At 67.7% G+C, this 13,008-nt stretch carries 14 protein-coding genes and 1 pseudogene; 8 read left to right on the top strand and 7 right to left on the bottom strand.

The annotated features are described in order from the left end of the window. The 6 genes and pseudogenes from SKC42_RS01970 to SKC42_RS01945 form a co-directional block, all read left to right on the top strand. Window positions 1-333: pseudogene (locus SKC42_RS01970) on the top strand (4-hydroxy-2-oxovalerate aldolase); the annotation flags it as partial. Window positions 334-459: 126 nt separating this feature from the next. Continuing rightward, window positions 460-1,653 carry a PPE family protein gene (locus SKC42_RS01965; protein WP_330962623.1) on the top strand — a complete coding sequence of 398 codons (1,194 nt, stop codon included), beginning with the start codon at window positions 460-462 and terminating at the stop codon, window positions 1,651-1,653. Between the two features lie 50 nt (window positions 1,654-1,703). Continuing rightward, window positions 1,704-2,009: a hypothetical protein gene (locus tag SKC42_RS01960; RefSeq protein WP_330962622.1), complete on the top strand. Its 306-nt coding sequence runs from the start codon at window positions 1,704-1,706 to the stop codon at window positions 2,007-2,009. Between the two features lie 88 nt (window positions 2,010-2,097). Then, window positions 2,098-3,225 carry a hypothetical protein gene (locus SKC42_RS01955; protein ID WP_330962621.1) on the top strand — a complete coding sequence of 376 codons (1,128 nt, stop codon included), beginning with the start codon at window positions 2,098-2,100 and terminating at the stop codon, window positions 3,223-3,225. Beyond that, complete coding sequence (locus tag SKC42_RS01950) at window positions 3,222-4,004, top strand: SDR family oxidoreductase (RefSeq protein ID WP_330962620.1); 783 nt, start codon at window positions 3,222-3,224, stop codon at window positions 4,002-4,004. The genes SKC42_RS01955 and SKC42_RS01950 overlap by 4 nt, the downstream gene beginning before the upstream one ends. Then, window positions 4,004-5,149, top strand: a complete 1,146-nt coding sequence (locus SKC42_RS01945) for a sulfotransferase family protein (protein ID WP_330962619.1) — start codon at window positions 4,004-4,006, stop codon at window positions 5,147-5,149. Before SKC42_RS01950 ends, SKC42_RS01945 begins: the two co-directional genes overlap by 1 nt. Window position 5,150: 1 nt before the next feature. Here SKC42_RS01945 and SKC42_RS01940 read toward each other — a convergent pair whose 3' ends face one another. Both SKC42_RS01940 and SKC42_RS01935 read right to left on the bottom strand, forming a co-directional pair. Next, window positions 5,151-5,606, bottom strand: a complete 456-nt coding sequence (locus tag SKC42_RS01940) for a hypothetical protein (protein ID WP_330962618.1) — start codon at window positions 5,604-5,606, stop codon at window positions 5,151-5,153. 5 nt (window positions 5,607-5,611) lie between these two features. Continuing rightward, on the bottom strand, window positions 5,612-6,772 hold the full coding sequence (locus SKC42_RS01935) for a Rieske 2Fe-2S domain-containing protein (protein ID WP_330962617.1): 1,161 nt from the start codon (window positions 6,770-6,772) through the stop codon (window positions 5,612-5,614). Window positions 6,773-6,884: 112 nt separating this feature from the next. On the opposite strand from SKC42_RS01935, the gene SKC42_RS01930 reads away from it, so the two are divergent. Next, complete coding sequence (locus SKC42_RS01930; protein WP_330962616.1) at window positions 6,885-7,409, top strand: gamma carbonic anhydrase family protein; 525 nt, start codon at window positions 6,885-6,887, stop codon at window positions 7,407-7,409. A gap of 29 nt (window positions 7,410-7,438) precedes the next feature. Here SKC42_RS01930 and SKC42_RS01925 read toward each other — a convergent pair whose 3' ends face one another. Genes SKC42_RS01925 through SKC42_RS01910 form a run of 4 tightly spaced genes read right to left on the bottom strand, consistent with a single transcriptional unit; the run spans window position 7,439 to window position 11,117 of the window. Further along, window positions 7,439-7,846, bottom strand: a complete 408-nt coding sequence (locus SKC42_RS01925) for a nuclear transport factor 2 family protein (RefSeq protein WP_330962615.1) — start codon at window positions 7,844-7,846, stop codon at window positions 7,439-7,441. Next, window positions 7,843-9,042, bottom strand: a complete 1,200-nt coding sequence (locus tag SKC42_RS01920) for a thiolase domain-containing protein (RefSeq protein ID WP_330962614.1) — start codon at window positions 9,040-9,042, stop codon at window positions 7,843-7,845. Before SKC42_RS01920 ends, SKC42_RS01925 begins: the two co-directional genes overlap by 4 nt. Continuing rightward, the gene (locus SKC42_RS01915; RefSeq protein ID WP_330962613.1) at window positions 9,042-10,106 is read right to left on the bottom strand and encodes a thiolase domain-containing protein; all 1,065 of its coding nucleotides are present in this window, start codon (window positions 10,104-10,106) and stop codon (window positions 9,042-9,044) included. Before SKC42_RS01915 ends, SKC42_RS01920 begins: the two co-directional genes overlap by 1 nt. 15 nt (window positions 10,107-10,121) lie before the next feature. Then, window positions 10,122-11,117: a Zn-ribbon domain-containing OB-fold protein gene (locus SKC42_RS01910; protein WP_330962612.1), complete on the bottom strand. Its 996-nt coding sequence runs from the start codon at window positions 11,115-11,117 to the stop codon at window positions 10,122-10,124. Window positions 11,118-11,188: 71 nt separating this feature from the next. Here SKC42_RS01910 and SKC42_RS01905 point away from each other — a divergent pair, with 71 nt between their 5' ends. Beyond that, window positions 11,189-12,220 carry an LLM class F420-dependent oxidoreductase gene (locus tag SKC42_RS01905; protein WP_330962611.1) on the top strand — a complete coding sequence of 344 codons (1,032 nt, stop codon included), beginning with the start codon at window positions 11,189-11,191 and terminating at the stop codon, window positions 12,218-12,220. A gap of 60 nt (window positions 12,221-12,280) precedes the next feature. Here the strand turns inward: SKC42_RS01905 and SKC42_RS01900 are convergent, their stop codons facing one another. Next, window positions 12,281-13,003: an acetoacetate decarboxylase family protein gene (locus SKC42_RS01900; protein ID WP_330962610.1), complete on the bottom strand. Its 723-nt coding sequence runs from the start codon at window positions 13,001-13,003 to the stop codon at window positions 12,281-12,283. Window positions 13,004-13,008: the final 5 nt, after the last annotated feature.

The following is a 13,008-nucleotide window of genomic DNA, read 5'->3' as shown; positions in this document are numbered from 1 at the left end:
GTCGAAGCACTCATCGGGGTGTTCGACAAGATCGGCGTCAAGACCGGGATCGACTTCTTCGACATCGCTGATGCCGCCGAAGAAGTCGTCGCCCCAACCATGCCCACCGAATGCCTGCTCGACCGCAACGCCCTGATCATGGGCTACTCCGGGGTCTACTCCAGCTTCCTCAAACACGCCATCCGCCAATCCGAACGCTACGGCGTACCCGCCCACCAACTCCTCCACCGCGCCGGCCAACGCAAACTCATCGGCGGCCAAGAAGACCAACTCATCGACATCGCCCTCGAAATCAAACGCGAGCAACAAAGCGGTGCGGTCGCCGCGCAATAGATCCCGCCCGGGGGCTCGCGTGTGATCTGAGCCTCATATATTTTGAGTTTGACCTAAAGCGCGAAATCTCGTGTGACTTAGCGTTACGTTTTTGTTCATCCATTGCAGTCGCCGCTGGGGGAACCGATGAGTTTTTTGACGTTGCCGCCGGAGATCAACTCGCTGCTGATGTACTCGGGTGCCGGTGTAGGCCCGATGCTGGAGGCGGCGGCCGCCTGGAACGGTTTGGCTTCCGAGCTGGCTACGGCCGCGCAGTCGTTCACGTCGGTGACGTCGACGCTGGCCGGGCAGGCGTGGCAGGGAGCCGCTGCGCAGGCGATGGCCGCGGCCGCCGCGCCGTACGCCGGGTGGTTGAGCGCGGCCGCGGCCCAGGCGGCCGGGGCGGCGTCGCAGGCCACTGCGGTGGCCAGTGCGTTCGAGTCGGCGCTGGCCGCCACGGTGCACCCCCTGGAGGTCGAGGCCAACCGCAACGGCCTCTTCCAATTGGTGATGTCCAATCTGTTCGGCCAGAACTGGCCCGCGATCGCGGCGACCGAGTTCAACTATGCGGAGATGTGGGCCCAAGACGTGGCCGCGATGATCGGCTACCACGGCGGGGCGTCCGCGGCCGCCGGCCAGCTCCTGTCGGGGCAGGCCAGCCTGCCGGCTCTGCCAACGATGCCGGGGATGCCGGCGATCGGCGGCGGAAGCAATGCGTACGCGGGCGGGGCCGGCGCAGCGGGCGGTGCCAGCGGTGGCGGTGGCGGCGGTGACAGCAGCACCGCCTCCGCGGCCCCTGGCGGCGCCGGCGGCTACGGCGGTGGGGCCGCGGCCAGCGGGGCGGCAATCAGCACCGCAGGCACGGCAAGCACCGCAGGGACCGCCGCCCCGATCGACACCTCAGGCGCTGCCCCAGGCGTGACAGCCGCCGCCGGCACCGGCGCCCTCGCCGGTGGCAGCGTCGGCCCGGTCAGCGGCATGGGCGGAAGCCCGGGCTTCATCGGAGCCGCGGGTATGTCGGCCGTGATGGCCGCGGCCGCCGGCCGGTCGTCGACGTCCGAGGGCATGGCCCCGGCGGCGCAGGCCCCGGCGGCACCGGCCCCCGAGGCGGAAGCGCCGGTGGTCGAGGAGGCCGCGGTCGCGGAGGTCATCGAAATCGAGGAGGCCGTGCCGGCCGCGGCGACGCCGCTCACCTCGACGTCGGCTTCGGCCGCACCGGCGGCTGCCGAGTCTCCGAAGGAGGCGCGCGCCGCCCAGAGCCGGGAGCAGGCGGAGGGCGAGAGGGTGGCTCTCGCCCTGCCGGCGGACGAGGCGGCGGAACCGCACCGCCGGGCCCAGTAAGCGCTTCGTCGCCCGGTAGGGCATCTGCTAACGCGGGTAACCTCGATTCCATGACCGTGACAATCGCCAACCCCTATCGCCGCGGGCTCTACGGGGTCCTCGCCGGCGGTCTGCTGAGCGTCACCGCCTCTGCGGTGCTGGCGCTGCCGGTGGCCACCGCGGCCCCGCAGTGCGACCCGAGTCAAACCGTGGGTCAATCCATCAACTCGTACCTGACCCGTCATCCGGACATCAAGCAGCAGCTGCAGTCCAAGTCCCAGGCGGAGGGCGGCGGCAGCAACGTCATCGACTACCTGAACCGGCACCCCGACGTGCGGCAGCACCTGATCGACGTGTCGCAGCAGTGCGCGCCCTAGCGAGCCGGCGTCGTTCAGCCGGGGCATCGGCGACGCGCGCAAACGCTCATTGTTGACGAAAAAGTAGAACACGTTCTAGCGTCTAGGCGTGTTCTCTGATCCCCTTACGGGCGCCATCGCCGAGGCCGAGCAGCTCATCGCTGCCGCGCCGTTCATCGAGACCGAAGCAGACCTGCTCGAAGGGCTGCAGTACCTGGCGGGTTGCGTCGTCGGGTGCATGCACCTGGCGTTCGATTACGACCGCGACCATCCCTTCTTGCAATCCGGGACCGGGCCCTTCACCAAGATGGGGCTCGACAACCCGGACACCCTCTACTTCGGGACCCGGGTGCACGCCAACCACGACTACGTGGTCACGGGCGTGCGCGGTACCACCACCGACCTGAGCTTCCAGCTGCTCGGCGGTGAATACACCGACGACTTCGTGCCCGTCAGCCAGGCGGCGTTCGACGACCGCGAGCTCGAGATCGGCGAGGACGGCAGCTTCGAGTGGCGGGTCCGGCCGACCGGCCCCGGACAGCTGGTGATCCGCGAGGTCTATGGCGACTGGTCGGCCCAGCGCGGCACGCTGGCGATCTCCCGGCTGGACACCGCCGGCACCGCGCCGCCGCCGCTGACCCGTGAGCTAATCGAAAAGCGTTACGCCACAGCTGCAAAGCAGCTGGTGCAACGAGTCAAGACGTGGCTACAGTTCCCGCAGTGGTTCTACCTGGACCTGCCCGTCAACACCATGGTGCCGCCGCGACTGACTCCGGGCGGCCTGGCCACCCAGTACTCGTCGGTGGGGCACTTCGACCTGCGGCCCGACCAGGCGATGGTGATCACGATCCCGGTCTCGGACGCCCCCTACCTTGGCTTCCAGCTGGGCAGCCTCTGGTACATCTCGCTCGACTACATCAACCACCAGACCTCGCTGAACAACACCCAGGCGCAACAGGATCCGGACGGCAAGGTCAGGATCGTGGTCGCCGACCAGAATCCTGGAGTGACCAACTGGGCGGAAACGCTGGGCCACCGGAAGGGCTTCCTGCAGTTCCGCTGGCAGCGGGTGTCGCGGGAGCTCACCGAGGTCGACGGTCCGACGGTCGAGGTGGTCGACATCGACCAGGTGCCGGCCGCATTGCCCTATTTCGACCACAACAAGATCTCCGAGGACGACTGGCGCGAGCGAATTATACTGCGCCACCAACAAATTCAAGCAAGGATGCTGGGATGACGAAGCTGCTCGACGGCAAGGTTGTGGTGATCAGCGGCGTGGGCCCGGGCCTGGGCACGACGCTGGCGCACCGATGCACGCGGGAAGGCGCCGACCTGGTGCTGGCGGCCCGCACGCCGGAACGACTGGACGACGTCGCCAAGCAGATCGCCGACATCGGCGGCCGCGCGACGACCGTGCGCGCCGACATCACCGACGACAACCAGGTGAGCAACCTGGTGGCCGCCACCCTGGAGGCCTACGGCAAGGTTGACGTGCTGATCAACAACGCCTTCCGGGTACCGTCGCTGAAGCCGTTCTCCGGCACCAGCTTCCAACACATTCGCGACGCGATCGAGCTCAGCGCGCTGGGCGCGCTGCGGCTGATTCAGGGCTTCACCGAGGCGCTGGCCGAGTCGAAGGGCTCGATTGTCAACGTCAACTCCATGGTGCTCCGGCACTCGCAGGCCAAGTACGGCGCCTACAAGATGGCCAAGTCCGCGCTGCTGGCTATGTCGCATTCGCTGGCCACCGAGCTAGGCGAGCAGGGGATTCGCGTGAATTCGGTTGCGCCCGGCTATATTTGGGGTGAGACGTTGCAGGGCTACTTCAACCACCAGGCCGGCAAGTACGGCACCACCGCGGACCAGATCTACGCGGCCACGGCCGCGAACTCCGACCTCAAGCGGCTGCCCACCGAGGACGAGGTGGCTTCGGCAATCCTGTTCATGGCCAGTGACCTGTCCAGCGGCATCACCGGGCAGACCCTGGACGTCAACTGCGGGGAGTACCACACCTGATGGCACAGCGCACCGACGTTGGCACCGTCGAGGACCTACACGCGTCGGCGACCAAGCTGGTCGGGCTCGACGATTTCGGCGTCGACGACGACAACTATCGCGAAGCCCTCGGGGTGTTGTTGGAGTCCTACCGGCGCGACGCGGGCCTCACCGAGTTCGGCAGCAAGATGAATCGGTTCTTCCTGCGCGGGGCGCTGGTGGCCAGGCTGTTCTCGGAGTCCGCCTGGAAGCAGTATCCGCAGCACGCCAACGTCGGCATCGTGCGGCCGATCTTCGTGACCGGGTTGCCGCGCACCGGCACCACGATCCTGCACCGCCTGCTGGGCGCGGACCCGGTGCATCAGGGCCTGCATCTGTGGCTGGCGGAGTTTCCGCAGCCCCGGCCGCCGCGCGACACCTGGGACTCCAATCCGTGGTACAGCCAGCTGAACGCGCAGTTCGAAAAGGCTCATGCCGAGAATCCCGAGTACACCGGCCTGCACTTCATGGCCGCCTACGAGCTGGAGGAGTGCTGGCAGCTGCTGCGGCAGTCGCTGCATTCGGTGTCCTACGAGACGCTTTCGCACCTGCCCACTTATTCGCAGTGGTTGTCGCGGCAGGACTGGACGCCGTCGTATCAGCGGCACCGCCGCAACCTTCAGCTGATCGGCTTAAACGACGCCGAAAAGCGTTGGGTGCTGAAGAATCCCAGCCATCTGTTCGCGCTCGACGCGTTGATGGCGACGTATCCGGATGCGTTGGTGATCCAGACCCACCGGCCGGTGGAAACCATCATGGCCTCGATGTGTTCGCTGGCCCAGCACACCGCCGAAGGATGGTCCACGACCTTCTCCGGAGCCCAGATCGGTGCCGACGCCGTGGAGACGTGGTCGCGCGGGCTGCAGCTGTTCAACACCGCACGCGCCAAATACGACTCCGCCCAGTTCTGCGACGTCGACTACCACGACCTGATCGCTGACCCGCTCGGGACGGTCGCCGGCGTGTACCGCCACTTCGGCATGGACCTGACCGACGAAGCGCGAAAGGCCATGGCGGACAGCCACGCCGAGAGCCAGACCGGCGCGCGGGCCCCGAAGCACAAGTATTCGCTGGCCGATTACGGGCTGACCGTCGATGCGGTCAAGGAGCGCTTCGCCGGGCTGTAGATCAGTCGTCCCCGGAAATCGGCTCGCTAAGATAGCCTTCGGCGACGGCGTGCTCGATGCTGTCGCTCAATTTCGGGCACGACCGCGTGCGAGCCGTGTCACCGCCGGAGTTGCGCACCTCGGTGAAGTGCGCACAGCGTTGCCACGCTTCGGTATTCCACTGCACGGCGGTGTGGCCCGGGCCGAGCCTGCGCACGGTGACGGTGGCGTGGCAGAACCGGCAATCCACCGGCATCAGGCCGGAGCTCAGATAGCGCTCGCGGTCGGCGCGGCTGGCTTCGGCGACGGCCGCGGCCCGCCGCGGATCATTGCTGAAATCCCGTGACTTCGACCAGGATCCGCCGTTACCTTCCGGACTGACCGGCCGCTCGTCGTGGTCGTGCTGATCGCCGTGCAGCAACAGCATCGACCGGGCTAACCGATCGACGTCGGGAACCGCCGGCTGATCGTCGGGCATGGGCGTCAGTGTTGTTCCGCGGGGACGTCTTCGGAGTCCTTGGCGGCCTTCAGGTTCTCCGCCACCTCGGCGTTCCAGTACTCGTTGGCGCGGGTGGTGTCCACCTCGATCTCGAAGCGCTGCACCATTTCCGGCTCGATGTCGGCGACGTCGACGTAGAACTGTTGATACCAGCGGCGCAGCTGATAGACGGCGCCGTCCTCCTCGACCAGCAACGGGTTGTCGATTCGGGTCTTGTGCCTCCAGATCTCGACGTCCTGAAGGAAGCCCTTGCTGACGCCCTCGGTGAACACGCGGGACAGCTTGTCGGTCATCGCTTCGTCCATGCCCTTGGGCTTTTCGACGATGACTCCCCACTGCAGCACGAACGAGTCCTGCGTGACCGGGTAGTGGCAGTTGATCAGGATCGACTCGGCCTTGTAGCCGCCGTAGCTGTTGTGCAGCCAGTTGATCATGAACGACGGCCCGAAGTACGACGCTTCGGAATCCAGGTGGGCTTCTCCGTACGATGTGCCCAGGTCGTTCACGTCGGGCCGACCGACGTTGTGCAGGTACTGCGAGGCGATATGGCCCTCGAACACGTTCTTGAAGTACGTCGGCAGGCCGAAGTGGATGTAGAAGAAGTGGGCCATGTCGGTGACGTTGTCGATGATGTCACGGCAGTTGGAACCCTCGATGAGGATGCGGTTCCAGCGCCATTCGGTCCATTCGTCGCTGTGCGCCTCGGGTATATCGGGGATTTGAACCGCGGGGTCCGGCGGGTTGCCCTCGTGGTCGTGCCAGACGAACAACAGGCCGCCCCGGACGTCGGTCGTCCACGCCCGGGTGCGCGCCGTCTTGGGCGTGCGCTTGGCGTACGGCACCAGCTTGCAGCGTCCGTCGCCGCCCCACCGCCAGTCGTGGAACGGGCACGCGACCTCGTCGCCTTTGATGGTGCCTTCCGACAGGTCACCACCCATGTGTCGGCAGTAGGCGTCCAGCACCTTGAGTTTGCCCTCGGAATCGGCGAAGACCACCAGCTTGGTGCCGAACGCCTGCACGGCGTGCGGCTTGCCGTCCTGGAAGTCCTTCGCGACACCCAGGCAATGCCAGCCCCGGGCGTACCTGGTCGGCAATGCGCCGGGATCGATCTCCCGGATGCCGACCGCCTTGGTGTCGGTACTCACCAGTCACCTCCAAGTCGTCTCTAACTAGAACACGTTACAGTTTTGAGCGTCGGTGGCGCAACGACGGCGGGTCTGGCCACGTCAAATGCGGGCTGCGGGTATATCTAAAGCGATGCCGCTGTTTTCTTTCGAGGGCCGATCGCCGCGGGTGGACCCCACCGCGTTCGTCGCCCCGACCGCCACGCTGGTCGGTGACGTCACGGTCGAGGCCGGAGCGTCGGTCTGGTTCAACGCCGTGCTGCGGGGCGATTACGGGCCGATCGTGGTGCGCGAGGGGGCCAACGTCCAGGACGGGTCGCTGTTGCACGCGCCGCCCGGCATCCCGGTCGACATCGGTCCCGGCGCGACGGTCGCGCACCTCTGCGTCATCCACGGCGTCCACGTGGGTCCGGAGGCCCTGATCGCCAACCACGCGACCGTCCTCGACGGCGCGGTGATCGGCGCGCGCAGCTTGATCGCGGCGCACTCGCTGGTGACCGCCGGCACGCAGATTCCCGCCGGGATGCTGGCCGTGGGCGCACCGGCCCAGGTGAAGGGACCCGTCGCCGGGACCGGCGCGGAGATGTGGGTCAACCTCAACCCGCAGGCGTACCGGGATCTGGCGCAGCGCCACATCGCCGGGCTCGAGCCGATCTAGCCGGCCTGGGGGCCTGCGGCGTCTTCCGGTCAGACGTGCCGCGCGCTGGCGGCCGCGCGATCCATCTCCCAGTAGGCGCGTAGGGCGACCATCTTCCCGTCGTCGTCCGCCTTGTAGGTGAACACGCCCTCCGTCGTGACCTGGTAGTCGCCCGTGGTGATGAGGATGTGGCCCACGTTGGCTTCCTCGTTGCCGCACTGGTAGGTGTCGCGGAAGACGAACTCGATCCGGGTGGTGGGGGCGATGGCCTTGTCCCAGAAGGCCGCGATCGCGTCGCGGCCCCGGTGACCCTTGCCCTCCGGGTCGAACGCCGACGGTCCGATGGGGTCCTCGACGACGGCGTCGTCGGCGAACACCGCCAGCCACGCCTCCTTGTCGCGCGCCATCACGGCCTCGCGCGACCGGCGGCCGGCCTCGTGCGCGGGGTGCTCGCTCACGCGCCGACCCTCTCGGGAGTGGGCTTGTCCGCCCCGACCACCCACATGGAGTAGTACTGCGAGCCGCCGCCGTAGGCATGGCCCAGCGCCTTTCGGGCGCCGGGGACCTGGTGATCGCCGCCCTTGCCCATCACCTGGATCGCGGCCTCCGCGAAGCGGATCAGCCCGGATGCACCGATCGGGTTCGACGACAACACCCCGCCGGACGGGTTCACCGGCAGCCGTCCGCCGATCCTCGTCTCGCCGGCCTCGGTGAGCTTCCAACCCTCACCCTCGGCCGCAAAACCGAGGTTCTCCAACCACATCGGCTCGAACCAGGAGAACGGCACGTAGATCTCGGCGGCGTCGATCTCGTCGATGGGACTCTTGATGCCGGCGGCCTTCCAGAGCGCGGCGGCCGCGTCGCGGCCGGCCTGCGGACTGACTTGGTCGCGCCCGGAGAACTGCAGCGGCTCGGTGCGCAGCGCGGTAGCGTGAATCCACGCCACCGGATTGCCCTGCGCCAGAAGGGCTTCGGCGCTCTCCTCGTCACCGATGACGACGGCGGCCGCGCCGTCGGACGACGGGCAGGTTTCGTCGTACCGGATCGGGTCCCACAGCATGGGCGACCCCATCACCTTCTCCAGGGTGATGTCGGGCTGGTGCAGGTGGGCCAGCGGATTGCGGGCCCCGTTGAGCCGGTCCTTGACCGCGACCATGGCGCCGATGTTCAGCGGTGCGCCTGACCGGCGGATGTACGACCGCACGTGCGGGGCGAAATAGCCGCCCGCGCCGGCGCCGACCGGCTTGATGAAGGGAACCGGAATCGACAACGCCCACATGGCGTTGGACTCCGACTGCTTCTCCCAGGCCATCGCCAGCACGCGCCGGTACCTGCCCGACTGCACCAGGCTGGCGGCCACCACCCCGGTCGACCCGCCGACGGACCCGGCGGTGTGCACCCGGATCAGCGGCTTGCCCGTCGCCCCCATGGCGTCGGCCATGAACAGCTCGGGCATCATGACGCCCTCGAAGAAGTCCGGCGCCTTACCGACAACGACGGCGTCGATGTCGTCGAATGTGGATCCCGAGTCGGCCAGCGCCCGGTCGATCGCCTCGCGAACCATCCCGTTCATCGAAACGTCCTGGCGCTTAGCCACGTACTTGGTCTGCCCGGTACCGAGTACCGCGGCAAGGTGTGTGCCCGCGCCGGCCATCAGTTCGTCCCTTCCATCACCGCGACCAGGTTCTGTTGCAGCGCAGGCCCGCTGGTGGCGTGCGCGAGCACCCGTCCCGCCGATCCGTTCCAGATATGTTGCGCCGCAAATCCGATGCGCTCCAGCCCGGCCACGAACATCGGATTGGCCGACAAGGCGCCGCCGGACGGGTTGACCTTCGCCGCCCCGGGAAGCCGGATTGCCTCCGCGATGATCAGGTGCTGGTGCGTAAACGGCGCGTGGATCTCGGCCACGTCGACGTTGCGGATGTGGCCGCCGGTGGCCGCCTTGGTCGCCGCCGTGGTCGACGGCGACTCGGTGAGATTCCGCACGCCCAGCGACGGGGATTCGATGCGGTGCTCGATCCCGGTGATCCAGGCCGGGTTGTCGCGGAGTTCGCGCGCCCGGCCGTCGGCGGCCAGCACGATCGCGGCCGCGCCGTCGGTGATCGGTGCGATGTCGTGGCGTCGCAACGGGTCGGCGAAAAACGGGCGGTCGAGCAGGTCGTCGATGCTGACCGCCGGCTCCACCGAGTCCACCCGGGCGGCGGCCGCCAGGGACTCCAGCGCCACGCGCGCCATCTGCTCGTAACTCCACAGATCGGACTCGAGGCCGATGCGGGCCTGCAACGCGGCCATCGACACCGAGTCGGGCCACAGCGGGGCGACGGTATAAGGGTCGGTCTGCCGCGACAGGATGCGGCGCAGCACCCCGGCAGACGACTTGCCGAAGCCGTACACCAAAGCGGTGTCGACCTCGCCGGTCAGGATCTTGATGTAGGCCTCGTACAGGGCCCAGGCCGCGTCCATCTCGACGTGAGACTCGTTGATCGGCGGCACGGCGCCGATCGAGTCGATCGCCGAGATGAACGAGAATGCGCGTCCGGCAAGGTAATCGGACGATCCCGAGCACCAGAAGCCGATGTCCGCCTTGCTGATTCCGAGGTCGGAGTAGAGCTGGGCGAAGCACGGCATCAGCATCTCGACGCCGTTGGTGGTGCCGTCGGTGCGGCGTACGTGGGGGGCGTGGGCAAAGCCGACGACCGCAACGTTGCGAGCGCTCATGTGTTCCTAAGCCCTTTACAGGTGGTGCTTGTAGGTGTCGTAGTCGGCGTCGGGTTCCCCGGTCGGCCGGAAGTACTCGATGTTGTCGATGCCGAAGCCCCATTGCTCGCGGGGCCGCCAGACCGCCTCCACGCGCATGCCCATCCGCACCTCGTGCGCGTCGACGTCGGCCACCAGGTGCAGGAAGGGGATGTCGGCCCCGTCGAGCAAGACGTAGGCGGCCACATAGGGCGGCTTGATGCGCTGACCCTGGAACGGGATGTTGATGATCGCGAACGTCGTCACCGTGCCCTTGTCCGGCAGCTCGACGAACTCGGTGGTGGGCTGACCGGTCGCCGGATCGGCGCCGTGCGGCGGGAAGTACACCTTCCCGTGTTCGCCCGTCTTCGCGCCCAGCAGCTTGCCCTCGGCGATGGCCCGCAGGTAGGCGCTTTCCTCGTGGGATGCGGTGTGCTGGATGGTCATCGAGATCGGCGTGACGATCATCGTGACCGGGTCCTTCTCGTTTCCCGAGGATTCGGCGACCGGTTCGGCCTCCCCGCCCAGCGCGAAGTACGCGATGTCGGTGATCGCACCCACCGGCTCGTCGGCCCAGTGCACGTGCACGCGGCTACCGATGCGGATCGCCTCCGGGCTGCCGGCGTCGACGGCGTGCATCAGCAGCGTGTCGGCGCCGTCGAGCTTGATCAGGGCCCAGGCGAACGGGCGGTCCAGCGGCTGGCCCTCCAGCGGCTCGGCTTGCCAGCTCCAGGAGGCTACGGTGCCGACGCTGGAGACCGGTACCATCTCGCCCAGCGGCTCATAGGTGACCGGGTCATATTCCGCAGGCGGGACGTGCACTCGGCCATCGGATCCGCGTACGCCCAGGACGTGGCGGTCACGCAGCGCGGTGAAGAACTTGCCGAGCGTGGGTCCCACCGAACGGGTGTAGTCGAAGGACAACGTCAGCGGCGCTGAAAGTGGTGGCTCGCGGTGATTGATCAAGGTCGGGCTGCTTGAGCTGACTGTCACGCCATCGAGTAGAACAGGTTCTAAGAACGGATTCAACATCGGTTCGGATGCGGCCGGGAAAGGCGGAGATCATGAAGCTGGGGTTGCAGCTGGGGTACTGGGGCGCGCAGCCGCCCGAGAATCACGGGGAACTCGTCACCGCCGCGGAAGAAGCCGGCTTCGACGCCGTGTTCACCGCCGAGGCGTGGGGATCCGACGCCTACACGACGCTGGCGTGGTGGGGATCGTCGACGCGCCGGCTGCGGCTGGGCACCTCGGTGGTGCAGCTGTCCGCCCGCACGCCGACCGCGTGTGCCATGGCCGCGCTGACCCTCGACCACCTCTCGGGTGGCCGGCACATCCTCGGGCTTGGGGTGTCCGGCCCGCAGGTGGTCGAAGGCTGGTACGGCCAGCGCTTCCCGAAGCCGCTGGCGCGGACGCGCGAATACATCGACATCCTCCGCCAGGTGTGGGCGCGGGAGAAGCCGGTCACCAGCGAGGGGCCCCACTACCCGCTGCCGTTGAGCGGCACGGGGACAACGGGACTCGGTAAGCCGCTCAAGCCGATCACCCATCCGTTGCGTGCCGCCATCCCGGTATTCCTGGGCGCCGAGGGGCCCAAGAACGTCGCGCTGGCCGCCGAGATCTGTGACGGCTGGCTGCCGATCTTCTACACCCCGCGGATGGCCGACACCTACAACGAATGGTTGGACGAGGGATTCGCCCGGCCCGGGGCGCGCCGCAGCCGCGAGGACTTCGAGATCTGCGCCACCGCCAACATCGTCATCACCGAGGACCGCGCCGCCGCCTTCGCGGCCATGAAGCCCTATCTGGCGCTGTACATGGGGGGCATGGGCGCGGAGGACACCAACTTCCACGCCGACGTCTATCGCCGGATGGGCTATGCCGAGGTGGTCGACGAGGTCACCGCGCTGTTCCGGTCCAACCAGAAGGACAAGGCCGCCGAGATCATCCCCGACGAGGTGGTCGACGACGCCGCGATCGTCGGCGACCTGGACTACGTGCGTAAGCAGATCAAGGTGTGGGAGGCCGCCGGGGTCACCACGATGGTGGTCTCCGGACGCAGTGCGGAGCAGGTCCGAGAGCTGGCGACGCTGATCTGACCCGTCCTTGCCACAACATAGAACGCGTTCTAGATTGGCCGGATGACCGATACCGGCCGGTCAGCCGATCGGGTGGGCGTCACCGAAGGACATCTCGACGTGGCCGACCGACCCGGAGACCATCGCCCGCTTCGGCAGGCCCAGCGACGCCAGCTCCTTGGCATAGGGGTGCTCACCCAGCCGCACCGTCGCGCCGCCCGGCCGGCCCCGCATCCCGCTGATCCGCATCTCCCACGGCACCTCCCGGGTGGTGCCCTCGGCGAAGGTGTAGGTCTTGAGCACCTGCGCGCGCGACGTGAACAGCGACGGCACGGGCAGCCCGCGGGCGAAGTCGATGCCCGCGATGTGCGCACCGTCGGCGCTGACGTCGAACCCGAACCGCCCGTTCTCGCGAATGCTGAAGTCCGCCATGATCTTTGGGAATCCCCAGATGGTGCGTCCGGCCTCGAGTGTGAAGCTCTGGTCCACCGGCAGGTGGTGAATGAAGGCCGCGGCCGCACCGAGCGCGCGAAGGCCGCGCGCATCCGAGCCCGGGGGGTTCACCATCACGCACGTGCCGAATTCGTGGTACTGCCCCAGGTCGCCGTCGACGTAGCGGGCCAGCATCAGGTTGACCACCGCGCGGCCCGGGCGGTGTTGGCAGACCTTCAGCCCGCTGTAGTCGATGAGTCGTTGCGCCGCTTGGGCATCCACCGAGAACATCGCGGTGTGGACGTCCGCCTTCCGGATCCGCACCGGCATGGTGAGGACCGTCCCGGCGATGATGTGTTGTGAATCAGGCATGCCGG

Origin of the sequence: Mycobacterium sp. 050134 (assembly GCF_036409085.1) — a bacterium.
Taxonomy (GTDB): domain Bacteria; phylum Actinomycetota; class Actinomycetes; order Mycobacteriales; family Mycobacteriaceae; genus Mycobacterium.
Note: the sequence above shows the minus strand (reverse complement) of the source record. Positions and strands in the feature narration are given on the sequence as shown.